Source organism: Lentzea sp. NPDC004789 (genome assembly GCF_053601075.1).
In genome coordinates this window covers 114,746-139,182 of sequence record NZ_JBSGBE010000004.1, presented here as the reverse complement: position 1 = coordinate 139,182, position 24,437 = coordinate 114,746, and the positions used below count along the sequence as shown (strand labels likewise).

Here is a 24,437-nt window from a genome sequence, read left to right as displayed (position 1 = left end):
GAAGGACGCTTCTACCTGCGGCGTTGACCAACAAGGCAACGTCGAAACCGAACTTCAACAGTTATCACGGTTAATGTCATCCACTCGTCCTGAAGTACGATTCCCCCTGCCCTTACAGCTCTGCTAGAAAGTCGGAACCAAGTCGCCCGGCGCAAGCGGGAGGCGTGAAATGAATTGGTTCTCGCTCTCTAAGGATGACCGCACATGGCGCAGCCGACCGGTCCGCGTGCCCTCACTCGCCTGCCCGCACCGCTCGCGGATCGGCTCTCGAAGGCGCGCAGACGCGCCTTCGTCGGCCGGGCCCAGGAGCTGACCGAGTTCCGGGAGGTCCTGGCAGGCGCGCCCGAGGGCCGCACGGTGCTGTTGCTGCACGGGGTGGGCGGCGTCGGGAAGTCGGCGCTGATCCACCGGTTCGCCGACGATGCCGCCGCAGCCGGCCGTGCCGTGGTCGAACTCGACTGCCGGACCGTGGCCGGACGACAGGCGCACTTCCGGACCAAGGCGAACCAGGCGCTCCACCTCCGCTCGGCCGTGCTGCTGATCGACGCGTTCGAGCACTGCCAGGACGAGGAAGAGTGGTTGCGCGACCACTTCCTGCCCCACCTGCCGGAGGACGCGGTGGTGGTCGTCGCCGGACGACAGCCTGTTGGTCCACAATGGACCTTGGACGCGGGCTGGGCGGCTCTCACGCGGGTCGTCCGGCTGAACGATCTCGGCACGGCCGACGCGGTGGAGCTGCTGCGGACGTGCGGTGTGCCGGACGAGCGGCACGGGTGCGTGCTCCGGTTCGCCGGTGGACATCCGCTGGCGTTGCGGCTGGCGGCCGAGGCGATCACCCAGGACGACGACCACTCGGCGGAGTGGGCGCCCCCGCCCGAAGTGATCAGCACCTTGCTGATGTGCCTGCTGGACGAACCTCCGACACCGGTCCACCTGCGGGCATTGGAGATCTGCGCGCACACCCTGATCACGACCGAGGAACTGCTGCGCGCCGTGCTTCCCGAACACGACGCCGCGGCACTGTTCACCTGGTTGCGGCGCCTGCCGTTCGTCGAGCACGGCGAGCGCGGGCTGTTCCCCCGCAACGTGCTGCGCCGGGTGCTCGACGCCGACCTGCGCTGGCGCGATCCGGAAGGATTCACCCTGGTGCACCAGGGACTGCGCGCCCATCTGGTGGGGCGCGTCCGCTCGGCGCCCCCGGAACAGTTGATGGCACGGACCCGCGAGCTGATCCACCTCTGCCGGTTGCACCGCCAGGAGGGGCCCGTGCCGGAGGGCGGACGGCACGCCGCCGACGGAACCTACGAGGACGAGTTCCGCGAGGAGGACCGGGCCGCGGTGCTCCGCGTCGCCGTGTGGGCCAGAGGGGCCGCGTTCGTGCCGGTGATCAGGTTCTGGCTGGACCGCCGGCCTTCTTCCGTGCGGACCTACCGGTCCTGCGCCGACGGCCGGATCGTCGCCTTCCTGCTGCGGCTGCGGCTGGCCGGACCCGTGGCGGAGGAGTCGGCCGCGGATCCGGCGGTGGCTGCCGCCTGGACCCACGTGGCCAGGACGGGACCGCTCGGCGACGGCGAGCACATCGTCGTCGTGCGAGGGGTCGTCGACCCGGCCGCACTCGGCGTCGAGGGCATCACCGATCTGCTCTCCTGGCGGCAGGTCGCCGACGTCTTCCACGCGGACCAGCCGGCCTGGTCGTTCCGGCTCGTCCACGGCGACACCCCGGACTGGCTAGCTCGCTGGGGCTTCTCCGACACCGGAACCGTTGTCCGGGAAGGCATCCCGGTCCACCTCAACGTCCGCGACCCGCGGGCGGCGCCGGCCGAGGAGCTGCTGGGCTGCCTCGACCGGCGGCTCGGCCTCCGCACGGAGCGAAAACCCGCCGCCCGCGTTCGTGCCGTCCACGACTCGCGACGGCCGGAGTTCGACGCGGCGGTCAAGGACGCGCTGCGGTGCCTGCACAACCCCGCCGAACTGTCGGCCAACCCGCTGCTCCGCGACCGCGCGCTGGCCGGTGAGTTCGGTGATTCCTCGCCGGAGACGCTGCGCGCCCAGCTGGCCGAGGTGATCGCGCAGCTGGCCGAAACCCCGCGCACGGTGAAGCACCACCGCGTCCTGACCGCGACCTACCTCAACGGCAACACCACCCAGGCGGGCACCGCGGAACGGCTCGCCATGCCGTTCAGCACGTACCGCAGGCATCTCACCGCCGGGGTGCAGCTGGTCTGCGACCACCTCTGGAACCTCCGCTCACGGCGCCCGGCGTGAGCAGTGTTGAGCAGCAGTGAGCACCAGTGATCACTTGAGCACTCCGCGCACACCCGTAAATGATTTCGACACCGTGGCAACCCAGCCAGGAATGCGGGATCAGGGAGAAACGGAATGCACGTCATTCGCAAACAGGTGATCGCACTGCTCATCGGCGCGGCCACCATCACCGGGGCGATGATTCCTGCCGCAGCGCAGGCCGCGCCCGCCGCGCCGGTCTCCACCTCGGGCGAGATGGCCGTCCAAAGCGTCGGCATCGACGTCTTCACCAAGAGCCTGGACATCACCAACAAGATCATCAAAGTTGTCCAGGACGCCATCGAGCACGGTCAGAACCGAGACGGTTACGTGAAGAGCCTGATGGAGGGCGCCTTCTACGACGCCCGCCAGCAGTACAACGTCATGGTGATCAACACCGGCAACCGGTACTCCGCGAATCTGCAGAACGTCGTCTACGAAGCCAACGTCCACGGCAGCGGATATCCCTCTTTCCGCGTCATCGTCTTCAGTTCCGGCACGTTCACCAACCAGGGCGACGGCGGTTACGGCAACTGGGCTTTCCGCGGCTGGTTCACCCGCGACGGAATGACCGTGAACTTCCGCAGGCCCTGAATCCGCAAAGGACAACAGATGAAGCTCAAGACACTGCTCGTCGCCCTGCCGATCGCCGTGCTCGCGTTGCTCGGAGCAGGGGCCCAGGGACACGCCGCGGTCGGCCAGCCCACCTCCGCTCCCGCCCCCGTCGTCCTGTCGGACGATCCGCCCAGCGTCTCCGTCACCGTGCACACGGACAACGGCGCCAACGGCGTCCAGGTCGCCAACGCGATCAGCGGCATCAGGGAGAAATCCCGGGACAAGTTCGTCCAGCGCGCGGTCGACACGGCCTTCTCGGCGAGCGGAAGTCGCTTCAACGTCATCATCATGAACCTCAGTCAGGGGTACACGCACAACCTCCAGGGAATCCGGCTGTACGCGAACATCCGCTACGGCCAGATCAACTACGGCATGTGGATCGCGGAAGCCGGGAGTTTCACCAACACCGGTGACGGCGGCTGGGAGAACTGGGGTTTCCGCGGCTGGTTCACCCGCAACGGAATGACCGTCAACTTCCGCCGCCCCTGACCGGCTCCCCTCACCGAAGAACGGACACCACACCATGAAGGTCCGGCAGAAGATCGCGTCCTACGGCATCGCACTGCTTTCGCTCACCGGCGCGCTCGCCCTGGCAGCACCCCAGTCCGCAGTCGCCGCCGACATCGACACCTGCGATCTGAGCAAAAAGGTCGACGAACTGCGCGGCTGGGACACCAACGGCCAGTACAACATCATCGTCTGGAAAGACTCCGCACGAGAGAGCGCTCGTCTCAACGGAGTCGTGGTCCAGGGAAATGTCAGAGCTCTCGACTGCAACAACCACGTCGGAGTCACGAGCTTCTACCTCTGGGCGATTTTCCGAGACGGTGAGTTCACGCAGAAGGGCGACGGCGGTTACCGGAACTGGGCCTTCTACGGCCGCTGGACCCGCAACGACAGGCACGTGACCTTCCTGCCCCGCTGACCTCTCCAGACAAGGACACCGCGAGATGAAGACCAAGATGACGGCCAAAGGCCTCGCGTTGCTGACACTCGTCGGCGCGCTGTCCGTCGCGGCCCCTCAGGCGGCGATGGCGGACTACCTCAACACCTGCGACCTCAGCACGAAGATCTCCGAACTGCAGGGCTGGGGATCCGACACGTCCAAGAACATCATGGTCTGGAAGGCGAGCGCCGAGCAGTCCATCAGGTTCAGCGGTGGCGTCTCCTCGGGCACGATCTGGGCAGTGCCCTGCGACAGCTACCCGAAGAACCACGAGTACCGCTGGGTGGTCTTCTCGGGCGACGGCGAGTTCGTCCGCAAGGGCGACGGCGGTTACCGGAACTGGGCCTTCTACGGCAGCTGGGACCGCCCCAGCGACAACGTCGTGAAGTTCCACCGCCGCTGACCACCGGGTCGATCCGGCCAGCCGGGCGTGACGTCTGTCATGTCCGGCTGGCCGGATCGGCGTAAGACCAGAGTTGTAAGCGGTTACCGCCCTTAGACCGATGCTCCCGCCCCCTGCGACGGGGTGAGCTGAGGTGCCGGCCGGGCTCGGCCGGCGGAAGGGGGAGAACCGAATGCACCGCGGCAAACTCGCGGCGGCACTCGCCGTCGTCACCGCAACATCGCTCATCGCACCACAGGCACAGGCGAGTCCCACGCAGACCATCCAGTGGCAGAAGTGCTTCCAGGAGGTGCCACCCGGCTCGCCGCCGGGCGCGGAACGGCTGGAGTGCGGGCAGTTCACCGCGCCGATGGACTGGAACCACCCGGACAACGGCAAGACCATCACCATCGCGGTCAGCCGCACGGTTCCGTTGCACGGCACGGCGAAGAGCACCGTCTTCACCAACCCCGGCGGACCCGGCGGTGAGGGCCGGACGTTGCCGCTGGTCTACCTGAACCGGCCGAAGCTCAGCGAGAACGCCGAGATCATCGGCATCGACGTGCGCGGCACGGGCGCCAGCAGCAACGTCACCTGCGGCAACGTCGACACCGTCGGCGTCACCGATCCGCGTGACCGCAGCAGGGCGAACCTCGACCTGCTCTACGGCGCCATCGAGCTGCAGGCCAAGTTCTGCCAGACCAAGTCCGGCGAGTTCGGCAGGTACGTCACCACCGACCAGACCGTGAAGGACCTGGACCTGCTCAGGCAGCTGCTGGGCCGCAAGAAGGTCAGCTGGGTCGGCTACTCCGGCGGCACCTGGCTGGGCGCGTACTACGCGACCTACTTCCCCAAGACGCTCGACAAGATCGTGCTCGACTCCAACGCCGAGTTCACCGGCCCGTGGCAGCCGGTGTTCGACGACTGGGGCATGGGCTTCGAACGCCGCTTCCGCGTCGACTTCCTGCCGTGGGTCGCCAAGTACGACAACGTCTACCACCTCGGCAAGACCGGCGAGGAGGTCCGCCAGGCGTACGAACGCACGCGTGCCGCACTCGCCAAGCAGCCCGTCTCGCGACCGGAGGGCACCTACTACCCGGTGTCGCTCGACAACGTGCTGATAGGCGCCCAGTACAGCAAGAGCGCCTTCGCCGAGGCGGCCCAGGTCCTGGCCGAGCTCGCGGGCACCGCGCAACCGCGGCTCGCGGCCCAGGCCAGTTATCCGGACGCGCAGAGCGCCACGGCGTACTCGATCCTCTGCAACGACACGCCGTTCCGCGGTGACCGCAGGTACCTGGAGCAGGACGGCACGCGGGACGGCGCCAAGTGGCCGCTCGTCGGCTACTACCAGGTGATGGCCCCCTGTGCGTTCTGGGACCGGCCGAACGTGAACCTCAAGCACCCCGACGGCGTCGGCGTCGCACCGACGTTGATGGTGCAGTCGGTGCGCGACCCGGCGACACCGCTCGAAGGCGCGCGAAAAGCACACCGGAACTTCAACAACTCGGTGCTGCTCACCGTTGAGGACGAGGGCGACCACGGCATCTACGGGCTCGGCAACAGGTGCGTGAACGACATCGTCGAGCGCTACCTGGTGGACGGCGTCACGCCCGCGAAAGACCTGACGTGCCCAGGGGTTCCGCTGCCCGCACCGGGCGAGACCGTGCAGAACCCGCTCACGACGGCCCGGCAGCTCGCCACCCGGTTCGGTTGGTAGAAGAGGGGAAACCGATGCACCGCAAGAAGACTGCGGCGGCCTTAGCCGTCGCCACGGCAACATCGCTGCTCATCGCTCCACAGGCCCAGGCCCAGAGCACCTTCGCCACGCAGCAGATCCAGTGGCAGAAGTGCTTCAGCTCGGTACCGCCCACAGCCCCGCCCGGCACCGAACGCCTGGAGTGCGGCACCTTCACCGCGCCGATGGACTGGAACCACCCGGACAACGGCAAGACCATCACCATCGCGGTCAGCCGCCTCACGCCCAAGAACGGCACCGCGAAGTCGACGGTCTTCACCAACCCCGGCGGCCCCGGCGGTGCCGGGCGGACCATGCCGGTGATGTTCCTGAACCGGCCGAAGCTCAGCGAGAACGCCGAGATCATCGGCATCGACGTGCGCGGCACGGGCGCCAGCAGCAACGTCACGTGCGGGATGTTCGACGCGCTCGGCGCGACGGATCCGCGCGACCGCAGCAAGGCCAACCTCGACCTGATCTACGGCGGCATGGAGCTGCAGGCCAAGTTCTGCCAGACCAAGTCCGGCGAGTTCGGCAGGTACGTCACCACCGACCAGACCGTGAAGGACCTGGACCTGCTCAGGCAGCTGCTGGGCCGCAAGAAGGTCGACTGGCTCGGCTACTCCGGCGGCACCTGGCTGGGCGCGTACTACGCGACCTACTTCCCCAAGACGCTCGACAAGATCGTGCTCGACTCGAACACCCAGTTCACCGCGCCGTGGCAGGCGATCTTCGGCGACTTCGGCATGGGCTTCGAGCGGCGCTTCCGGACCGACTTCACACCGTGGGTCGCCAAGTACGACGACGTCTACCACCTCGGCAAGACCGGGGAGGAAGTGCGCCAGGCCTATGAGCGGACGCGCGCGAAGCTCGCCCAGCAGCCCGTCACGCTGCCGGAGGGCACGTACTACCCGATGTCGCTGGACTTCCTGCTCATTCGCGCCCAGTACAGCAAGTACGGGTTCGACGCCGCCGCGCGGAAGCTGGCCGAACTGGCCGGCGCGGTGTCCCCGCAGCTGACGGCGCAGGCGAGCTACCCGGACGCGCAGAACGCCACGCTCAACACCATCATCTGCAACGACACGCCGTTCCGCGGTGACCGGAAGTACCTGGAGCGCGACGCCGTGCGCGACGGTGCCAAGTGGCCGCTGCTGGGTTACTACCAGATCATGGGCCCCTGCGCGTTCTGGGACCGGCCGAACGTGAACCTCAAGCACCCCAACGGGATCGGCGTCGCACCGGCGTTGATGGTGCAGTCGGTGCGCGACCCGGCGACACCGCTGGAAGGCGCGCAGAAGGCGCACGCCGGGTTCGCCGGCTCGCGGATGCTGACGGTGAAGGACGAGGGCGACCACGGCATCTACGGGTTCGACAACCCGTGCGTGAACGACATCGTCGAGCGCTATCTCGTCGACCGCGTCACGCCCACCGGCGACCTCACCTGTCCCGGTGTGCCGCTGCCGGCGCCGGGTCAGCAGCAGGCGGGTGTGCTGGAGCAGGCGCAGCGGCTGGCGGTTCAGCTCGGCTGGTGAATCTCCAGCACAGCCTCGGACAGCGTGGTGTACCAAGGGCTTTCGGTGAACCCGGGCTCGGTCTCCTCGCCGAGGTAGAGGTCGATGTGCCGCTGACCGCCCAGTCCCGGCGTGAACTCGTCGGTGATCTCCCACGACGAGGACGCGAGCTTCTGGCACACGGAGGAGTCGACGTTCGCACCCTCCGGCGTCTGTCCACACGAGACGAGCTTGATCCGCGACCCGGTCTTCAGACCGTCCGCGGCCGCTGAGACGAACGGCCGCAGAGGTTTGCCGAACGAGTCGCGGGGTGCGGTGTCGAGCCAGTAGCCCTTGTCGTAGGACCAGTTGAGGTACCGGCCGGAGGTCGTCCGGCCGGTACCTTCGTCCTTCACGGCCTTCGCGAACGACTGCGGGAAGTTCCCGAGCAGGTCGTGGCCCTTCTCGCAGTCGATGACCGGGCACCCGTGCACGGGCACCGCCGGTCCGCTGTGGAACGACTCGACTGCCGTGTAGTAGACGGTGACCTGCCAGCCCTCGTCGGTCGCCGGAGCGCTGGAGGTGGGCGGACCGCCCTGACCGGCGGAACATCCGGCCAGGATCAGCACCGCCCACAACCAGCGCACGGAACCTCCCGTCATCCCGCCATCACGGTCGCGACGGACACGAACGCGTAGCCCGCCGCCTTCAGCCCGTCGACGGTCTGCTTCAGGTACCCGGTACCGAGGTACGGGTGGTAGAAGAAGCTCGCGACCCCATCATCGACCACCTTGAGCTGGTTCGCCGTCTTGATCAGGTCGGCGGGCAGCCGGGCCGGGTGGTTGTTGAACGGCTCCGGCTCGACGTTGCCCACCGCTTCGGGGGCGACGACGGACCCGTAGATGTCGCGGACCAGGTACGGGAAGTACTGGCCGTAGATCTTGTCGTACTGCGGGGCACCCGTGCCGCACGCGCCACCGGGGCAGTAGCCCGCGAAGTACAGGCCGCGGTCGTAGCGCTTGCCGAAGTTCTGCTGGAAGACCTCGTAGTCCGCGGCCGACGCGGCGTAGTGCGGCGGCTCGAAGATCGTCGGACGGGCGAAGCCGGCCAGCGCGAACGCGCTGGACGCCGAGTTGACGCGGCCCTGGGCGTAGGACGCCGAGTCGCCGGGCACAGGTCCGTCGTAGATGACGTTGTTGTTCGCGTCGACGTGGGCCGTGTAGAACTCGAAGTCGTTGCCGCTGCGCCCGTCGTACGGGTTGGCGATCTTGCCGAACTGGTGCGTGTAGCCGTGCATCAGGATCGTGCCGCCGCGCTGGGTCATGTACCGCAGGGCGTTGACGACCTGCGGCCGTTGCGCCAGGTTCGCCGACTCGGGCACGCCGTTGTTGTCGGCGCCGAGCGGGTTCTCGAAGCGCGGGTAGACCGCGATGGTGAACGGGATGCGCTGCGCGTACAGGTAGTCCGCGACCGCGCGCAGCTCGGTCGGGTCGGCGTCGGGGCCGACGTCCTCGATGCGCACCAGTGCCCGTTTGCGGTCGGCCATCGCCGGGTTCGAGACCTTGCTGATCAGGTCCGCCGCGGCCAGGTAGCGGTCACCGTGGTCGACGTAGCTGAACGGGATCTCGCCGATGTAGGTGAGGTTCTTCGACTTGGTGGCCCAGTTGATCGGGCCGGCCGCGGACCCGGTCGCGATCGCCGGTGCCGACGCGATCGCCGGGTTCGTGATCGACGTGATCATCAGGCCGGACGGGGTCGCGAGCGGGCTGCGGCCCAGGTCGGTGTTCTCGTACCGGACCGTGGTCGCGGCGCCGGTGTCGTACTGGACCCAGTTCCAGCCGTAGGTCGTCTGGAAGCTCGGTGCGCGAGCCGTGAGCTGCCAGATGTTGTGCGCCATCCACAGCACCGGCTTGGTCGTGGCCAGCACGTCGTCGAGGAACGCCACCGGGATCGGCTCGTCGTAGGTCGAGCCGATGTAGATCACGCCGGTGTAGCCGGAGAGCTCACCGGCGGTGTAGCCGGCGACCGGGTGCATGACGTACGGGCTGCCGTGCGAGACGAGGTTGGCCGTCTCGACCGCGTAGGCCTCGCCGAGCCACGCCCACGGGCCGGTGCTGTCGTAGAGGACCAGCGTCTTCTGCGTCGACTTCGCACCCGGTGCGCCACCGCCGTTCGTGCCCGCCGCGGCGGTCGAGGACAGGCCGAGCGTGCCGAGCACCGTCGAGATCACGCCCGGCTGCGAGGTGCGCTGGGTGATGCGGGAGCTGGTCGTTGACGGCTTGGTGGTCGTCAACGGCGGCGCGGGCAGGGTGCTGCCGGCGAGCTCGCCGAGGTTCAGGCCGAGCGAGAGGTCCACGGCCTGCGCGGGCGCGGGAATCAGCGAGACCGCGAGCAGTGCCCCGGCGGCCGCCTTGAGAAGTCTGGCCCTCATGCCACATCCACCTCTCCCGGCACGCGCACGCTCGCGCTGCCGGCGTAAGGAGCGAACTCAACGGGTCGTTGCTGCTGAAGGCCCAGCAGCCAGGCCAAGGCCTGTTCGGTGCGCACGGAGGCGAGCCCGTCGCCGAACGGGTTGCCGTCGGCGGTCATCGCCTCCCGCGCGGAGGGGTTGTCGAGCAGACGAATGGTGAGCGACGTGATCCGCTCGCGGTCGGTGCCGACGAGCACCGCGCAGCCCGCGTTGACGGCCTCCATCCGTTCGGTCACGTCCCGCAGCACCAGCGCCGGGACGCCGAACGACGGCGCCTCCTCTTGAATGCCGCCGGAGTCGGACAGCACCAGCGTGCACTGCGCGAGCAGCCGGGCCATCTGCGCGTACGGCAGCGGGTCGGTGATCGTGACGCGGCCGACGTGCCCGAGCACGTCCAGCACCTGTTGGCGCACAGCGGGGTTCGGGTGCGCCGGGAGGACCACCTCGACGTCGGGACGGGCCGCGACGATGTCGGCCACGGCGTGCAGCACGCGGTCGAGCGGCTCACCCCAGGACTCGCGGCGGTGCGTGGTGACCAGGACGAGCCGCGCCCCTCCCGCGTTGACCCTGTTCTCGATCTCCTGCAGCCGCACGTCCCCGTAGGGCGCGCGGCGGGCGGCGACGTCGAGCACGGCGTCGACCACGGTGTTACCGACCGTCAGAACGTTGTTGCCGCGCAACGACTCCGCGGCGAGGTGCGCGGTGGCGTCCGCGGTCGGCGCGAGGTGCAGCGAGGCGAGCTGGCCGACCATCTTGCGGTTCCCCTCCTCGGGGAACGGCGACGTCAGGTCGTGCGAGCGCAGGCCGGCCTCCAGGTGCACGACCGGGATCTGCTGCCAGAACGCGGCGAGCGCGCCCGCGAGCGTCGTCGTCGTGTCGCCCTGGACGAGCACCGCGGCCGGTGACCGTTCGGTGAAGAGCCGGTCGAGCTCCTCGATCAGCTGGCTGGTCAGCTCGGCCTGACCGCCCGTGACGCGGTTCAGCTTGAGCCGCACGTCCGCCGCGAAACCGAACGACTCGAGGGCCTGGTCGACCATCTCGGGGTGCTGTCCTGAGTTCACCACCACGGGCCGGATCCGCCCGGCCGCGAACATCGCGGCGGCGACCGGTGCCATCTTCACGGCCTCCGGGCGAGTTCCCGCGACGAGAAACACCTCGGGAACCTCTCCGCGGTAGAACCGCCTCGGGCCGGGCACCAGGGCACTTGGTCCCATCTTTTACCTCTTCGGACTCTATCCAGGGCACGTGCGGCGAACGTGCGCGCTATCTCGACGGCAACTCGATCATCGCTGACAATCAATTGGTACCCGTCCCGCGCAGGTACCGCCAGATCGGTGATTGGCTTTACGAAGTTCGTGTAACGAAGCTCCATTCGTCCCCGATATGGCCGGTTGACGCTCCGCTCTGCCTGCCCCTAGTCTCGCCTCTAACACCAGCTCCTGGCCTTGCTGTCTGGTATCTCGTACCCGCCCAGCGCTTCGTTACCAGGAGCCAGCAATGACTCAACTTCAGATCCGGTTCGCTGTCGTTGCCAGCGCAACCGCTTTTGTAGACAGGTTTGTGTCATGACCGACACGACACAATTCGCGACGTTCATGCTCGTGTTGCTCGTGTTTTGGCCCAGCTACAACCTGGTACTCGCGCTGTTCGTGTGGTGGCGGCCGAAACCGGATGGGTCAGAAGTGCCGTCACGGCATCCGCTGCAGTACTGGATCATCATTCCGGCGTTGAACGAGGAACGTGTTGTCGCCAACACGGTCCGTTCCGCGCTGGCGCTCGACGGCGCGCGCACACCGGTCCAGGTCGTCGTGGTGGACGACGGTTCGGACGACCGCACACCGCACGTGCTCGCCGAGATCGACGACCACCGGCTGCACGTGCTGCGCCGGAACCTGCCGGACGCCCGCAAGGGCAAGGGCGAGGCGCTCAACCACGCGTACCGGTACATCCGCGGCCTCGCCGAGGAGGCGGGCACGGTGCACCGCACGATCATCGGCGTGATCGACGGCGACGGGCGCGGCGAGCCGGGCATGCTGTCCGAGATCACGTCCTACTTCGGCCAGCGCGACGTCGGCGCCGTGCAGTGCCGCGTCCGCATCCACAACCGCACCAACCTGCTGGCGTTCCTGCAGGACCTGGAGTTCAGCTGTGTCGTGGACGCCTCGCAGTCGCTGCGGGACGTCGTCGGCACGGTCGGACTCGGCGGCAACGGTCAGTTCGTGCGGCTCTCGACGCTGACGGAACTCGGTGACGCACCCTGGTCCGCCTGCCTGGTCGAGGACCTGGAACTGGGGCTGCGCGTGCACCTGATGGGCCGGCGCATCCGGTACGCCACGCACGCGACGATCACCCAGCAGGGCCTGATCGACGTGAACCGCCTGCTGCGCCAACGCACCCGGTGGGGTCAGGGCAACCTGCAGTGCCTCAGGTACGTGCCGAAGCTGGTGCGCGCCAAGCACGTGGGATCCATCGCACTGCTCGAGTTCCTGCAGTACCTGCTGACGCCGTGGCTGGTCGCGCCGATGACGTTGCTCATCACCGCGTTGGTGGGCATCAACTTCTACGCGCAGTTCAGCGGCCACAACATCGGCGGCATCACCGCGAACGGCTCGAACGCCCTGGCGGCAGTGGGAATCTGGCTGGTGGCACTGGTGCTGCCCGGCCTGATCTGGGGTGTGGTGCACCGGCTCAAGCACGGCGACGAGCGGCTGTGGCGGTGCCTGGCGGTGGGCCTGGCCTATCCGGGATTCCTGATCATGGGTTCGATCTCCACGTTGCGCGCGCTGTACCGGCACTTCGCGGGGCGCAACACGTGGGCGAAGACGGAACGGCTGGCGGAGGTTCCGGCCTCGAAGCCGGTGCCCAGAGTCGCCTAGAAGGCACCGGGGTGGGTGCGTCTGCGTCTGGCCGCGTAGACGCCCGCCTCGGTGCGGCGGTCGAAACCCAGCTTGTGCAGCAACGACGACACGTAGTTCTTCACGGTCTTCTCGGCGAGGAACAACCGGTTGGCGATCTGCCGGTTCGTCATGCCCTCGGCGATGAGGTCGAGGATCCGGCGCTCCTGCGGGCTCAACGCGGCGTACCGCGGATCTTCCTCCGGACCGCCTCTCAGCCGTTGCAGGACGGTCGCCGTGACACCGGCGTGCAGCAACGAGCCGCCGGCCGAGAGCGTGCGCACCGCTGCCACGAGATCGTTGCCGGACACCTCTTTCAGCATGTACCCGGACGCGCCCGCCATGATCGCGCCGAACAGCGCCTCATCGTCCGAATAGGACGTGAGCATCAGGCACGCGGGCGGCGGCTGCACCAGGCTCCTGATCTCCCGGCACACCGTGACGCCGTCGCCGTCGGGCAACCGGACGTCGATGATCGCCACGTCGGGCTGCAGCCGCGGTGCCAGCGTGATCGCGGCCGTCGCGCTGTCCGCCTGTCCCACGACCCGGATGTCGTCCGCCTGCGCCAGCAACTGCACCAGGCCGCGGCGCACGATCTCGTGGTCGTCCACCAACAGCACCGCTATCGCCATGTCGCCTCCTGCAGGACCAGCGGGACGAACCACGTGATGCTCACGCCCGCACCGGGGATCGAGTCCACCGCGCAGTCACCGTGATGGCGCCGCGCCCGAGCCGCCATGTTCGCGAGCCCCCCGGCGTGATGGGGCACGCCGGAGGAATCGTCAGTCAACGGCAAGCCGCGGCCGTCGTCGGTGACGGTGAGCTCCAGCCGCGTCATCGTGCGGTTCACGCTCACGACGACGGCCACGTGCCGCGCCCTCGCGTGCCGCACGACGTTCGTGAGCGCCTCCCGCAGCGTGGCCAGCAGATCCGGCCTCAGCTGATCCGGCACCACGGTGTCCAGCGGCCCTTCCAGTGACACGTCCGGCTCGAACCCGAGCAGCCGCGCGGACTCGTGCACCGCGCCCAGCAGCTGCCCGCGCAGACTCGTGCCCCCGGACGGTGGTTCCTGCAGGGAGAAGATGGTTCGGCGGATCTCGCGGATCGTGTGGTCGACCTCCTCCACGAACCCGCTGATCCGTTCGGTGACCTGGGGCCTCGCGGTCATCCCGGTCAGCCCCTGCAACCCCAGTCCCAGCCCGAAGAGGCGCTGGATGACCAGGTCGTGCAGATCGCGCGCGATGCGGTCGCGGTCCTCCAGCACCGCCAACCGCTCGGTGTCGCCCCGTGCGCGCGTGAACTCCAGTACGAGCGCCGCCTGCGCGGCGAAGGCCTCGACCAGCTCGGGGTCGTCGAACTCGGGCTCGCCCTCCTGCCTCGCCACGATCAGCACGCCGATCCGGCGGTCCCCCACGGTCAACGGCACCACCACGCACGGCCCCGGCACCGTCGGCACCGTGCCCTCGCCGTGGCACTCCGCCTGCCCCGACTCGTAGACGCGGTAGGTGACCGTGCCCTCTCGCGGCACGCGCATGCCCTCGGCGTCGTACGTGCCGCCGTCGGTCACCTCGACGACGAGGTCACCGTTGTGGTCGGGCAGGACGAGCGCGGCGACGTAGCCCTTCGCGGCCGCACGTGCCGTCTTGGCCACGACATAAAGCGCATCACGGCCGTTGGTGCCGGTCAGGAGGTTGGTGGTCACCTCGGCGGCGGCGCGCAGCCACGCCTCGCGCTTGCGCGTCTGCTCGTAGCGGTCGAGGTGCCCGATGGCCGAGCCCGCCGCCGTGGCCAGTGCCGTGAGGATGTCGCGGTCCTGGTCGGTGAACTCGGGCTTGCCGACGAGGAAGAGGTTGCCGAACGTCTCGTCGTGGACCACGACCTGCGCGCCGAGGTAGTCCGCCACGCCGATCGAACGCGGGTCACCGGACGTGATGTGGACCTGACCGTCGTTCTGGGCGAACTCCAGCAGTTCGCGGTGGCCGTTGACCACGGCGAGGGCGCCGTACGGGGCCCCGATCAGCTCGCACGCGGACTCGACGACGTGTCGCAGCAGGTCAGGCAGGGTCTCGTCGGTGGAGAAGGACAGCACAACGTCCAGCACTCGCTGTTCCGTGCTCACGTTGCTGCCCACGGCTTCACCCCTTGGGGGGAGAGAAGTGACACCGTACGAACGACTGAGGGTAACTCCCCAGCGTAGTCAAGGGGGAGACCATCACTGCAAACGGTGAGAACCAAAACTACTGAGCGTATGTGCTTACGGCACGCGGGGACCTTTCGTACTCTCCGAGAGTACGAAAGGTCCCCGCGTGCCGCTCAGTGCAGACCGACGGTGAACCCCTCGTCGATCACGCCGCGGTAGATCTGCGGCGCGAACGTCCGCAGGCCGTGGTCGATCGGCGCGATGAAGCCCGCCGAGTCGCCGAGCGGCAGCCGGTAGCCGTTCTGCACCCGGTGGAACTCCCAGAGCGGCTCCATCGTCGGGTGCGCCGGCCGGAACCGCTGCGGGTCGCGCGGATGCAGATCCACCCGGACCATGGTGCGCCTGACCAGCGCGTCTGCCAGCTGAACGGCGCGTTCCCGCGTGCGCGAGATCGAGATCGCGCCGAGCTCCTGCCAGCCGACCGCCCACGGCATGCCCTGCGGGTCGTCCAGCCGGATGCCCTGCGGTTCGATGATCAGCTTGCGCGGGCGGGAGATCGTCTTCCACTTCACCACGGCCATCAGGCCGATGCCGGTGAAGGCGACGCCGATGACGCCCGCGATGATCCCGCCGACCGGCTCGCCGTCCGCGAACGCCAAGACGGCGCCGACCAGGGCGAGAATGCCGAGGACGCCGGCGACCGAACCGCCGGCCAGCACCTTGCGGGTGGCGCTCCTGCCGAGGTCGACGACGACGGGCGGAGGCGGTCCCCAAGCGGTCATGGCCGCAGGTTACCGCTGATCAACTGCTCGGCGGCGGCGAACGGGTCCAGCTCACCGGACACCACGCGCTTGGCCAGCTGGTCCACCGCGCCGAACCGGGTTCGCACGCGTTCCACGGCGATCGCCTCGATCTCGGCGCCCGCGCGGCGCAGCCGGCGTTCCTCCAGCTCGCCGTGCGCGGCGAGCCACGACCGGTGCTCGGTGACGGCCTCGACCACGCGGTCCAGGCCCTGCGCCCGCGCGGCCACCGTCTTCACCACGGGCGGCCGCCACAGCGGGCCCTCGCGGTCGCGGCGGCCCAGCGAGATCATGTACTTGAGGTCGCGCGCGGTCTGGTCCGCGCCGTCGCGGTCGGCCTTGTTGACCACGAAGACGTCGGCGATCTCCAGAATGCCCGCCTTGGCGGCCTGGATGCCGTCGCCCATGCCCGGCGCGAGCAGCACCAGGGTCGTGTCGGCGAGCGCGACGATCTCGACCTCGGACTGACCGACGCCGACGGTCTCCACGAGGATCACGTCGAACCCGGCGGCGTCGAGCACGCGCAACGCCTGCGGGGTGGCCCACGACAGTCCGCCCAGGTGCCCGCGCGTGGCCATCGAGCGGATGAAGACGCCGGAGTCGGTGGCGTGGTCGCCCATCCGCACGCGGTCACCCAGCAGCGCGCCGCCGGAGAACGGGCTGGACGGGTCCACCGCGATCACCGCGACCCGCTTGCCCTGCTCGCGATAAGCCCGCACCAGGGCGTTGGTCGAGGTCGACTTGCCGACGCCGGGAGCGCCGGTGATCCCGACGACCTGGGCGTTGCCCGTGTGGGGAGCGAGCGCGGCGGCCACCTCGGGCAGTGCGGAACTCCCCTGCTCCACCAGGGAGATCAGCCTGGCGACCGCGCGCGGCTCGCCGTCACGCGCGCGGTCGACCAGTCCTGCTACGTCAACAGCTTTGGCCACAGCCGAAGACACTAGGCCTTCGAGGGCACGCGGATGATCAGAGCGTCGCCCTGACCACCACCACCGCACAGCGCGGCCGCACCCACGCCGCCGCCGCGCCGCTGCAGCTCAAGTGCGAGGTGCAGGGCGATGCGGGCGCCGGACATGCCGATCGGGTGGCCGAGCGCGATGGCGCCACCGTTGACGTTGACCTTGTCCTCGGAGATGCCGAGCTGCTTGGTCGAGACGATGCCGACCGCCGCGAACGCCTCGTTGATCTCGACCAGGTCGAGGTCGGCGGGCTCGATGCCCTCCTTGGCGCAGGCGGCCTTGATGGCGTTGGACGGCTGCTCGTGCAGCGAGGCGTCCGGACCCGCGACGACGCCGTGCGCGCCGATCTCGGCGAGCCACTCCAGGCCCAGTTCCTCCGCCTTGGCCTTGCTCATCACGACCACGGCCGCGGCACCGTCGGAGATCTGCGACGCCGAGCCCGCGGTGATGGTGCCGTCCGCGGCGAACGCCGGGCGCAGCTTCGCGAGCGACTCGGCGGTGGTGTCGCCGCGCACGCCCTCGTCCGTGCTGAACAGGATCGGGTCGCCCTTGCGCTGCGGGATGGCGACCGGCGCGATCTCGGCGTCGAACACGCCGTTCTCGGCGGCCTTCGCGGCGAGCTGGTGCGAACGCGCGGAGAAGGCGTCCTGCTCCTCGCGCGTCACGCCGTAGCGGCCGTTGTACTTCTCGGTCGACGAGCCCATCGCGACCTGGTCGAACGCGCAGAACAGGCCGTCGTGCGCCATGTGGTCCTGCAGCGTCACGTCGCCGTACTTGAACCCGCTGCGCGACTTGGGCAGCAGGTGCGGCGCCTGGGTCATCGACTCCTGGCCACCGGCCACGACGATGTCGAACTCACCGGCGCGGATGAGCTGGTCGGCGAGCGCGATCGCGTCGATGCCGGACAGGCAGACCTTGTTGATGGTCAGCGCGGGCACGCTCATCGGGATGCCGGCGGCGACAGCGGCCTGGCGGGCTGGGATCTGGCCCGCACCGGCGGTGAGCACCTGACCCATGATCACGTACTGCACCTGCTCGGGAGCCACGCCCGCGCGTTCCAGTGCCGCCTTGATCGCGACGCCACCCAGCTGGGCGCCGGAGAAATCCTTGAGCGATCCGAGCAGTCGCCCCATCGGGGTGCGCGCCCCGGCGACGATGACGGAACCGGACACAGCTGCCTCCATGGAAGAGCGAACGGTCGTTAACTGAGCACCATACCCGCGGCTACTGGGCGGTAATTCTGTGAGACCCCGCACAGACCCACCTGCACCGATCAGGTAGCTACCCTTGCCCGTTATGAACGCAGAACTCGCTCGATTCGTGACCGCGGTCGACCATGTGGGCATCGCGGTGCCCGACCTGGACGTGGCGATCTCGTTCTACCGCGACAACTTCGGCCTCGAAGTCGCGCACGAAGAGGTGAACGAGGAGCAGGGCGTGCGCGAGGCGATGCTGCACGCGCCCGGCGACCACGACGGCACCGCGATCCAGCTGCTGGCGCCGCTGAACGAGGACTCGACGATCGCCAAGTTCATCGGCCGCTCCGGCCCCGGCCTGCAGCAGCTCGCCTATCGAGTGTCCGATGTGGACCTCGCGGCGGACGTGCTGCGGGGCAAGGGCCTGCGGCTGCTCTACGACCAGGCCAAGCGCGGCACGTCCAACAGCCGCGTCAACTTCGTGCACCCCAAGGACGCGGGCGGCGTGCTCATTGAGCTGGTCGAGCCCGCGGCATCAGCGCACTAGCCACGAACGTCAGCTCTCGGTCGATCGGGTCGTCCTCGTCGCTGTGCCGTGCCACCGAATGCCGGTAGCTCACGGCCAGCGCGAGGAGCGCCGCGGCGGCCTCCACGTCCTTGATCGCCACGGCCGCGCCGCCCGCGGCGAGGATGACCTGTTTGATCTGCGCCGCGACGTTGTCGTAGCGCGCCTGCATGGCGTCGCGGACAGCCGAATGCGTATCCGCTTCACGCCACAGCAGGTGTGACAGCAACGGTGATGCGTTCAGGCGCGCGTCCAGTGCCGCGACGAGCCTTCTGAGCGATTCGGCGATGTCCCCCGCCACTACGACCCTGCGGTGGTCGACCGTGCTGTCCGGCAACCGGGCGACCAGCGCGGCCAGCAGGTCCTTCTTGCGGTTGAAGTAGTAGTGCACCAGGCCTTTGGGCACGCCGGCGCGTTCGGCGATGCGCGAGGTCGGGGTGGCGTCGAAGCCCGAGTCGGCGAAGAGCTCCTCGGCTGCGGCCAGGATGCGTTCCTTGGCCGAGTCCTCCACGCGTTCCTCCATCGAGCAGGGATGTGGGCCCAAGAACTCCTCCTGGGCCCACGGTTTTCGTCAGTGCTGAGCCGCAGCAGAGTGCGCGGCGTTCGCGGCGGGCATCGCCAGTGCGCCCGCGGCGACGGTGAGCACACCACCGACCCAGGACGCCCACGAGGCGGCCGTCATGTCGGTGTAGCTCATCACCCACGGCGAGATGAACAGCAGTGCGCCGAGCACCATCTGCACGTACTCCCCGTAGATCATCGCGGGCATGGCGAGGTCGACGAGTCCGTCGATCGCGATGAGCGCGCCGAGCACGATCATCGTCCACATGGCCGCGTTCGAGGTGTCCACGACGAGCGGAGAGAGCAGCACCAGCACGCCGATAGCCACCTCGGCCCAGTCCTGCCACCTGGTCCACGCCTTGGTCATCTCCACACACCTCCTCCTTACTCGGACACCTCCATGCTCCGCTTGGTTGGCCGCCCGGTCAAGAAACTTCAGTGGAATCCCTCACAGGCGTGATTCTGAATCGGTTACTCCTGAGTAACCTCCGGCAACCTGCGACGATCCCTCACTAGGGAAGGAATGCCGCCGTGCAGAAGATCCTTGATGCGATCCTGGCCGACGAGCTGGACGCGATCGGTTCCTTGGACGTTCCGGAGAGCTATCGGGGCGTGACCGTGCACGCGGACGAGGCCGACATGTTCTCGGGCCTCGAGACGCGGGACAAGGACCCGCGCAAGTCGCTGCACGTCGACGAGGTCGCCACGCCCGAGCTCGGGCCGGGCGAGGCGCTGGTGGCCGTGATGGCGTCCGCGATCAACTACAACACCGTGTGGACCTCGATCTTCGAGCCGGTGTCCACGTTCGGGTTCCTGAAGAAGCTGGGCGGCCGGCACGACCTGCCGTACCACGTCGTGGGCTCGGACCTGGCGGGCGTCGTCGTGCGCGTCGGTCCCGGCGTCACCGCGTGGAAGCCGGGCGACCGCGTCGTGGCGCACTGTCTGGACGTGCCGCTGGAGGCGCCGGACGGCCACAACGACACGATGCTCGACCCGCAGCAGCGGATCTGGGGCTTCGAGACGAACTTCGGCGGTCTCGCGGACCTCGCGCTGGTGAAGTCGAACCAGCTGATGCCGATGCCCAAGCACCTCACGTGGGAGGAAGCGGCGTCGCCCGGTCTGGTCAACTCGACCGCGTACCGCCAGCTGGTGTCCGTCAACGGCGGCAACATGAAGCAGGGCGACACGGTCCTCATCTGGGGCGCGTCCGGCGGTCTCGGTTCGTACGCCACGCAGTTCGCGCTGAACGGTGGCGCGACGCCGATCTGCGTCGTCTCCTCGCCGGAGAAGGCGGAGATCGTTCGTTCCATGGGCGCCGAACTGATCATCGACCGGTCCGCGGAGGGCTACAAGTTCTGGAAGAACGAGCAGGAGCAGGACCCGCGCGAGTGGAAGCGGTTCGGCGCGAAGATCCGCGAGCTGACCGGCGGTGAGGACCCGGACATCGTGTTCGAGCACCCCGGCCGGGAGACGTTCGGCGCCTCGGTGTTCGTGACGCGCAAGGGCGGCAAGATCGTCACGTGCGCGTCGACCTCCGGGTACATGCACCAGTACGACAACCGCTACCTGTGGATGAACCTGAAGTCGATCATCTCGTCGCACTTCGCGAACTACCGCGAGGCGTGGGAGGCGAACCGCTTGATCGCCAAGGGAAAGATTCACCCGACAGTGTCCAAGGTGTACTCACTGGACGAAACGGGCCAGGCCGCCTACGACGTGCACCGCAACGCGCACCAGGGCAAGGTCGGCGTGCTGTGCCTTGCGCCGGAAGAAGGTCTGGGCGTTGTGGATCATGAGATGCGCGCGAAGCACCTGACTGCCATCAACCGATTCCGGGGTGTGTGACCTTCTGGGGTTACCCGAACGGGTAGCGTGAGGGGCATGGGCCCCCTCGCCGACGACCGTGACCTCGTCCCTCTGGGATCCGGCTTCGACATCGTCAAGCGCGGTTACGACCGCGCCCAGGTCGAGGACCATCTCGAACGCCTCGACTCGGACCTGCGGCTGCTGGCCGCGGACCGCGATGCCGCCGTGTCCCAGACGTCCGACCTGGCGCGCCAGCTGGAGGCCGCACGCTCGGAGATGACCGAGCTGCGCAACCAGGTGGAACGCCTGTCGCTGCCGCCGACGACGCTGGAGGGGCTCTCCGAGCGCCTCCAGCGCATGTTGCGGCTGGCCCAGGACGAGGCCAACGAGATCAAGGCCCGTGCCGAAGCGGAAGGCGGGCACATCCGCGCCAAGGCGGAAGCCGACGCGGGTGTGCTGCGCCAGCGCTACGAGAAGCTCATCGCCGAACTGGACGAGCGCCGCGCGGCCATGGAGGCCGAGCACAAGGGCGTGCTGGAAACGGCCCGCGCCGAGGCCGAGAAGATCGTCTCCGAGGCCGAGGCCGCGGCCCGCAAGATCTCCGACGACTCCGAGGCCCGCCGCGTGACCGTCGAAGAGGACTTCGAGATCGCGATGGCCGCCCGCCGCTCCGAGGCCATGGCCACCCTCGCCCAGCAGGAGGCCACCTCGAAGGCCGAAGCCGACCGCCGGGTCCGCGAGGCCACCGAGGAAGCCGCCCGCATCCGCGCGGCCGTCGCTCAGGAGCAGACCTCGTCGAAGGCCGAAGCCGAACGCCGCGTCCGCGAGGCCACCGAAGAGGCCAACCGCCGCCGCCACGACTCCATCACCGAGGCCACCGCCCGCATCCAGGAAGCCACCGACGAGGCGAACCGCCGCGTCCGCGAGGCCACCGAGGAAGCCAACCGCCGCACCACCGCCGCCACCCAGCGCGTCGACCAGCTGCGCAACCTCCGCAACCGCCTCTCGCACCAGCTGCACAGCGTGCGGACGGCGTTGCAGGAGGTCGTGCCGCTGCTCGACCCGGTGGAGGAGGAGTCGGAGCCGCCCGCGGGCCAGCTGGAACCCGCCGCGCCGGTGCCGGCCCAGCCCGCGCCCGCCGCCGCGCCTCAGTCGACGCCTGCCGCACAAGCCGCGCCGCCTCAGGCGAACCCCGCTGCGCAGCCCACGCAGGCCGCGCCGTCTCAGGCGGGCCAAGCCGCACCGAGCAAGCCTGCCCAGGCATCGGCTCCGGCACAGGCTGCAGCGCCTCAGACGGCCTCGGCACCGTCTGCCGCAGCACCGGGCAAGCCCGCCCAGTCGCCTCAGGTCGACGGTCCGACCGCGAAGATCTCGCGGCCACAGCCCGCCAAGAAGTCCTGACGGCCCAAGCTCGCGCAGGGGTCCCCTCCAGGGGGTCCCCTGCTTTCATTCTCCCATCCAGCACCGACAATTCCGGGTCCGCGCAGCTCAGGCCTTTGTCCTGTCCGCTCGAACCTCGCGGTGCCCGGACCTGCCTTGCGGGTCGATCGAACACTTGCGGCCGGCCTGCGCCTTGAAGGTGGGGACCCCTCCCGGGGAAGCGCGCACATCATGCCCACATGGGCACTGCTATTCGAGTCATCCGGTGGGTCGCCGTCGCCGCAGTGCTGTTCTTCCTGATCGCATTGATCACAGGCGTCGGCATCGAAGTGGCCGTTCCGCTGCTGGTGATCACCGTTCTGGTGGTTGCCGGCACCAGCGTGACGGACCTCGCGATCAGGCGCAGGAGATGAGTCTCCGCGTGCTCAGCCGGACGAGACAGCCGTGACCTCGTAGATCGCCGGCATCGGCATCGCCCGGCAGAACTCCCAGTCCGCGTGCTGCCCTGCCGCGATCAACGCGCGCGACAGGAACGTCCCGTGCGACCCCACCAGCACGGTGGCGTCCGGGTACTCCACGGTCATGCGCGCCAACGCCTTCCCCGCCCGCACGGTCAGCTCGTCCAGGCTCTCCCCTGCCCCGTGCGCTACCGACGGCCGTGCCCAGCTGCAGGCGTACCACCCCTCCCAGTCCGCGCTCGGCAGCAACCCCGACTCCCACTCCCGCAGCTCCGGCCACGTCGTCACCGCCAGCCCCAGCGCTTCGGCCGCCGGTGCCACGGTCTGCACCGCCCGTCGCTGCGGACTCGACAGCACCGCCGACGGCGCGAACGCCACCAGGCGCGGCACCAGCTCCTGGGCCGCGGCCAGACCGTCCGGGGTCAACGGCCGCTCGTCGAAGTCGGGAACGCCGAGGCGCGGATGCACGGACTGCGCGTGGCGCACGAATACGATCCGGGTGGTCACAACACTCATCTTGGGGGAACAGGATGTACGTGAGGTCGTTGGGCGACGGCGCGGAGCTGCGCCCGTTGGAGCCGTGGCAGGCGGAGGAGTTCTTCGCGCACATCGAACGCGGCCGGGCCTTCATCGCGACGCACATCGCGTTCGCGGACAAGGCGAAAGACCTGGAGAGCGCGCGGAACCTGCTGCAGCAGTACGCCGACAACACCGCCGCGGACACCGCGCGCATCTGCGGGATCTGGCTCGACGAGAAGCTGGTCGGCGGTGTGATGCTGCGCGAGATGGACGTGCCGCAGGGCCGGGCCGAGGTCGGGTGCTGGCTGGAGCCGAGCGCCACCGGCAAGGGGCTGGTCACGCGTGCGGCGAAGGTCCTGATCGACTGGGCGGTTCGCGAGCGCGGCGTGCATCGGGTTGAGTGGCTGGTGTCGCCGGCGAACGAGCCGAGCATCGCGGTCGCGCGGCGACTCGGGTTGACGAAGGAAGGCGTGCTGCGCTCGTACTACCCGCTGCGCGGGGTCCGGCAGGATCTCGAGGTGTGGTCGGTGCTGGCGCCGGAGTGGGAGAGCTGATGGACGATCTGGTGCTGTTGCACGCCTTTCCGCTCGACGCGCGGATGTGGGACGTGCCGGGCGCGTTGACGCCGGACCTCCGCGGCAGCGGTGAGCCGGACCTCGACGCGCTCGCGCGCCAGGTCATCGCCGAGCTGGGAGACCGCGAGGTCGTGCTCGGCGGGTGCTCGATGGGCGGCTACGTCGCGATGGCCGTGCTCAGGCACGCCCCAGAACGCGTGAAGGGCCTCGTCTTCGTCGACACCAAGCACACCGCCGACACTCCGGAGGCCGCCGGGAACCGGCACGCCATGGCCGACCGGGTCGAACGGGAGGGCGTCGGCGAGTGGCTCGTCGAGGCGACGCTGCCGAACCTGCTCGGCCCGAACGCGTCACCGCAGGCGCGCAGCCTGACCAGGACCATGATCCTCGACCAGCGGCCGGAGGACGTGGCGTGGTGGCAGCGCGCGATGGCGAGGCGGCCCGACTCCACCGAGGTGCTGGAGGCGCTGGACGTGCCGTCGCTGGTGCTGGTGGGCGAGCACGACAAGCTCACGCCTCCCGACGTGGCCGCGAAGCTAGCGGTGACGCTGAAGCACGCCACCAGCGAACGCGTCGAGGACGCCGGGCACCTGCTGCCGGTCGAGCAGCCCGCGGAGTTCCGCGCCCGGCTGGAACGGTGGCGCGCACAGGTCCGCGTCTAGC

The 24,437-nt window shown here is 68.9% G+C and carries 25 protein-coding genes; 14 read left to right on the top strand and 11 right to left on the bottom strand.

Annotated elements, in window-relative coordinates; all coding sequences use genetic code 11:
* Nucleotides 1–204: 204 nt before the first annotated feature.
* From ACWEIJ_RS11055 to ACWEIJ_RS11025, 7 genes are all read left to right on the top strand, one after another.
* A complete protein-coding gene (locus ACWEIJ_RS11055) occupies nt 205–2,265 on the top strand; it encodes an ATP-binding protein (RefSeq protein WP_449836993.1) in 2,061 nt (686 codons plus the stop codon).
* 114 nt (nt 2,266–2,379) lie between these two features.
* A complete protein-coding gene (locus ACWEIJ_RS11050) occupies nt 2,380–2,877 on the top strand; it encodes a hypothetical protein (RefSeq protein WP_449836992.1) in 498 nt (165 codons plus the stop codon).
* 18 nt (nt 2,878–2,895) lie between these two features.
* Nucleotides 2,896–3,387 (top strand): hypothetical protein, encoded by a 492-nt coding sequence (locus ACWEIJ_RS11045; protein ID WP_449836991.1) that lies wholly within the window; start codon nt 2,896–2,898, stop codon nt 3,385–3,387.
* A gap of 34 nt (nt 3,388–3,421) precedes the next feature.
* Nucleotides 3,422–3,823 (top strand): hypothetical protein, encoded by a 402-nt coding sequence (locus tag ACWEIJ_RS11040; RefSeq protein WP_449836990.1) that lies wholly within the window; start codon nt 3,422–3,424, stop codon nt 3,821–3,823.
* Nucleotides 3,824–3,848: 25 nt separating this feature from the next.
* Nucleotides 3,849–4,247, top strand: a complete 399-nt coding sequence (locus ACWEIJ_RS11035; protein ID WP_449836989.1) for a hypothetical protein — start codon at nt 3,849–3,851, stop codon at nt 4,245–4,247.
* A 172-nt stretch (nt 4,248–4,419) separates the two neighbouring features.
* Entirely contained in the window at nt 4,420–5,943 is a 1,524-nt protein-coding gene (locus tag ACWEIJ_RS11030) for an alpha/beta hydrolase (protein ID WP_449836988.1), read from the top strand.
* Between the two features lie 14 nt (nt 5,944–5,957).
* Entirely contained in the window at nt 5,958–7,493 is a 1,536-nt protein-coding gene (locus ACWEIJ_RS11025; RefSeq protein WP_449836987.1) for an alpha/beta hydrolase, read from the top strand.
* On the opposite strand, the gene ACWEIJ_RS11020 is transcribed toward ACWEIJ_RS11025, so the two are convergent.
* The 3 genes from ACWEIJ_RS11020 to wecB are packed head-to-tail and all read right to left on the bottom strand — an operon-like array spanning nt 7,478 to nt 11,135.
* On the bottom strand, nt 7,478–8,098 hold the full coding sequence (locus ACWEIJ_RS11020) for a hypothetical protein (RefSeq protein WP_449836986.1): 621 nt from the start codon (nt 8,096–8,098) through the stop codon (nt 7,478–7,480). The genes ACWEIJ_RS11025 and ACWEIJ_RS11020 overlap by 16 nt on opposite strands.
* A gap of 11 nt (nt 8,099–8,109) precedes the next feature.
* Entirely contained in the window at nt 8,110–9,882 is a 1,773-nt protein-coding gene (locus ACWEIJ_RS11015) for a DUF2334 domain-containing protein (RefSeq protein ID WP_449836985.1), read from the bottom strand.
* On the bottom strand, nt 9,879–11,135 hold the full coding sequence (wecB, locus tag ACWEIJ_RS11010; RefSeq protein WP_449836984.1) for a non-hydrolyzing UDP-N-acetylglucosamine 2-epimerase: 1,257 nt from the start codon (nt 11,133–11,135) through the stop codon (nt 9,879–9,881). Before wecB ends, ACWEIJ_RS11015 begins: the two co-directional genes overlap by 4 nt.
* A gap of 351 nt (nt 11,136–11,486) precedes the next feature.
* Between wecB and ACWEIJ_RS11005 the strand changes: the two genes are divergently transcribed.
* Nucleotides 11,487–12,797, top strand: a complete 1,311-nt coding sequence (locus ACWEIJ_RS11005) for a glycosyltransferase family 2 protein (protein ID WP_449836983.1) — start codon at nt 11,487–11,489, stop codon at nt 12,795–12,797.
* Here the strand turns inward: ACWEIJ_RS11005 and ACWEIJ_RS11000 are convergent.
* The 5 genes from ACWEIJ_RS11000 to ACWEIJ_RS10980 form a co-directional block, all read right to left on the bottom strand.
* Nucleotides 12,794–13,447, bottom strand: a complete 654-nt coding sequence (locus ACWEIJ_RS11000; protein WP_449836982.1) for a response regulator — start codon at nt 13,445–13,447, stop codon at nt 12,794–12,796. The genes ACWEIJ_RS11005 and ACWEIJ_RS11000 overlap by 4 nt on opposite strands.
* Nucleotides 13,438–14,946 (bottom strand): sensor histidine kinase, encoded by a 1,509-nt coding sequence (locus ACWEIJ_RS10995; protein ID WP_449836981.1) that lies wholly within the window; start codon nt 14,944–14,946, stop codon nt 13,438–13,440. The genes ACWEIJ_RS11000 and ACWEIJ_RS10995 overlap by 10 nt, the downstream gene beginning before the upstream one ends.
* A gap of 182 nt (nt 14,947–15,128) precedes the next feature.
* On the bottom strand, nt 15,129–15,737 hold the full coding sequence (locus ACWEIJ_RS10990; protein ID WP_449836980.1) for a hypothetical protein: 609 nt from the start codon (nt 15,735–15,737) through the stop codon (nt 15,129–15,131).
* Nucleotides 15,734–16,684, bottom strand: a complete 951-nt coding sequence (meaB, locus tag ACWEIJ_RS10985; protein WP_449836979.1) for a methylmalonyl Co-A mutase-associated GTPase MeaB — start codon at nt 16,682–16,684, stop codon at nt 15,734–15,736. Before meaB ends, ACWEIJ_RS10990 begins: the two co-directional genes overlap by 4 nt.
* Nucleotides 16,685–16,695: 11 nt before the next feature.
* A complete protein-coding gene (locus ACWEIJ_RS10980) occupies nt 16,696–17,886 on the bottom strand; it encodes an acetyl-CoA C-acetyltransferase (protein WP_449836978.1) in 1,191 nt (396 codons plus the stop codon).
* 124 nt (nt 17,887–18,010) lie between these two features.
* On the opposite strand from ACWEIJ_RS10980, the gene mce reads away from it, so the two are divergent.
* Entirely contained in the window at nt 18,011–18,457 is a 447-nt protein-coding gene (mce, locus tag ACWEIJ_RS10975) for a methylmalonyl-CoA epimerase (protein WP_449836977.1), read from the top strand.
* Here the strand turns inward: mce and ACWEIJ_RS10970 are convergent.
* Nucleotides 18,420–18,998, bottom strand: coding sequence for a TetR/AcrR family transcriptional regulator (locus tag ACWEIJ_RS10970; protein ID WP_449836976.1), 579 nt, complete (start codon nt 18,996–18,998; stop codon nt 18,420–18,422). The two genes, mce and ACWEIJ_RS10970, sit on opposite strands and share 38 nt — an antisense overlap.
* 48 nt (nt 18,999–19,046) lie before the next feature.
* The gene (locus tag ACWEIJ_RS10965) at nt 19,047–19,403 is read right to left on the bottom strand and encodes an SPW repeat domain-containing protein (RefSeq protein ID WP_449836975.1); all 357 of its coding nucleotides are present in this window, start codon (nt 19,401–19,403) and stop codon (nt 19,047–19,049) included.
* A 164-nt stretch (nt 19,404–19,567) separates the two neighbouring features.
* Here ACWEIJ_RS10965 and ccrA point away from each other — a divergent pair, with 164 nt between their 5' ends.
* The 3 genes from ccrA to ACWEIJ_RS10950 all read left to right on the top strand — a co-directional run bounded on the left by ccrA (nt 19,568) and on the right by ACWEIJ_RS10950 (nt 22,635).
* Nucleotides 19,568–20,881 carry a crotonyl-CoA carboxylase/reductase gene (gene ccrA / locus ACWEIJ_RS10960; protein WP_449836974.1) on the top strand — a complete coding sequence of 438 codons (1,314 nt, stop codon included), beginning with the start codon at nt 19,568–19,570 and terminating at the stop codon, nt 20,879–20,881.
* Nucleotides 20,882–20,917: 36 nt separating this feature from the next.
* Nucleotides 20,918–22,243 (top strand): chromosome segregation protein, encoded by a 1,326-nt coding sequence (locus ACWEIJ_RS10955; RefSeq protein WP_449836973.1) that lies wholly within the window; start codon nt 20,918–20,920, stop codon nt 22,241–22,243.
* A 263-nt stretch (nt 22,244–22,506) separates the two neighbouring features.
* Nucleotides 22,507–22,635 (top strand): hypothetical protein, encoded by a 129-nt coding sequence (locus ACWEIJ_RS10950; protein ID WP_449836972.1) that lies wholly within the window; start codon nt 22,507–22,509, stop codon nt 22,633–22,635.
* A 12-nt stretch (nt 22,636–22,647) separates the two neighbouring features.
* On the opposite strand, the gene ACWEIJ_RS10945 is transcribed toward ACWEIJ_RS10950, so the two are convergent.
* Nucleotides 22,648–23,187 carry a histidine phosphatase family protein gene (locus ACWEIJ_RS10945; RefSeq protein ID WP_449836971.1) on the bottom strand — a complete coding sequence of 180 codons (540 nt, stop codon included), beginning with the start codon at nt 23,185–23,187 and terminating at the stop codon, nt 22,648–22,650.
* Between the two features lie 29 nt (nt 23,188–23,216).
* Between ACWEIJ_RS10945 and ACWEIJ_RS10940 the strand changes: the two genes are divergently transcribed.
* A complete protein-coding gene (locus tag ACWEIJ_RS10940; protein WP_449836970.1) occupies nt 23,217–23,753 on the top strand; it encodes a GNAT family N-acetyltransferase in 537 nt (178 codons plus the stop codon).
* Nucleotides 23,753–24,436 carry an alpha/beta fold hydrolase gene (locus ACWEIJ_RS10935; protein ID WP_449836969.1) on the top strand — a complete coding sequence of 228 codons (684 nt, stop codon included), beginning with the start codon at nt 23,753–23,755 and terminating at the stop codon, nt 24,434–24,436. The genes ACWEIJ_RS10940 and ACWEIJ_RS10935 overlap by 1 nt, the downstream gene beginning before the upstream one ends.
* Nucleotide 24,437: the final 1 nt, after the last annotated feature.

Bases quoted from the DNA above. Each gene is read 5' to 3' on its own strand.
- ACWEIJ_RS11040 (WP_449836990.1), top strand. From the start codon at position 3,422: ATGAAGGTCCGGCAGAAGATCGCGTCCTACGGCATCGCACTGCTTTCG.
- ACWEIJ_RS11005 (WP_449836983.1), top strand. From the start codon at position 11,487: ATGACCGACACGACACAATTCGCGACGTTCATGCTCGTGTTGCTCGTG.
- mce (WP_449836977.1), top strand. From the start codon at position 18,011: ATGAACGCAGAACTCGCTCGATTCGTGACCGCGGTCGACCATGTGGGC.
- ACWEIJ_RS11025 (WP_449836987.1), top strand. From the start codon at position 5,958: ATGCACCGCAAGAAGACTGCGGCGGCCTTAGCCGTCGCCACGGCAACA.
- ACWEIJ_RS10955 (WP_449836973.1), top strand. From the start codon at position 20,918: ATGGGCCCCCTCGCCGACGACCGTGACCTCGTCCCTCTGGGATCCGGC.
- ACWEIJ_RS11050 (WP_449836992.1), top strand. From the start codon at position 2,380: ATGCACGTCATTCGCAAACAGGTGATCGCACTGCTCATCGGCGCGGCC.
- ACWEIJ_RS10935 (WP_449836969.1), top strand. From the start codon at position 23,753: ATGGACGATCTGGTGCTGTTGCACGCCTTTCCGCTCGACGCGCGGATG.
- ACWEIJ_RS11055 (WP_449836993.1), top strand. From the start codon at position 205: ATGGCGCAGCCGACCGGTCCGCGTGCCCTCACTCGCCTGCCCGCACCG.
- ACWEIJ_RS11035 (WP_449836989.1), top strand. From the start codon at position 3,849: ATGAAGACCAAGATGACGGCCAAAGGCCTCGCGTTGCTGACACTCGTC.
- ACWEIJ_RS10965 (WP_449836975.1), bottom strand. From the start codon at position 19,403: ATGACCAAGGCGTGGACCAGGTGGCAGGACTGGGCCGAGGTGGCTATC.
- ACWEIJ_RS11030 (WP_449836988.1), top strand. From the start codon at position 4,420: ATGCACCGCGGCAAACTCGCGGCGGCACTCGCCGTCGTCACCGCAACA.
- ACWEIJ_RS10990 (WP_449836980.1), bottom strand. From the start codon at position 15,737: ATGACCGCTTGGGGACCGCCTCCGCCCGTCGTCGTCGACCTCGGCAGG.
- ACWEIJ_RS11015 (WP_449836985.1), bottom strand. From the start codon at position 9,882: ATGAGGGCCAGACTTCTCAAGGCGGCCGCCGGGGCACTGCTCGCGGTC.
- ACWEIJ_RS11000 (WP_449836982.1), bottom strand. From the start codon at position 13,447: ATGGCGATAGCGGTGCTGTTGGTGGACGACCACGAGATCGTGCGCCGC.
- wecB (WP_449836984.1), bottom strand. From the start codon at position 11,135: ATGGGACCAAGTGCCCTGGTGCCCGGCCCGAGGCGGTTCTACCGCGGA.
- ACWEIJ_RS10970 (WP_449836976.1), bottom strand. From the start codon at position 18,998: ATGGAGGAACGCGTGGAGGACTCGGCCAAGGAACGCATCCTGGCCGCA.
- ACWEIJ_RS11045 (WP_449836991.1), top strand. From the start codon at position 2,896: ATGAAGCTCAAGACACTGCTCGTCGCCCTGCCGATCGCCGTGCTCGCG.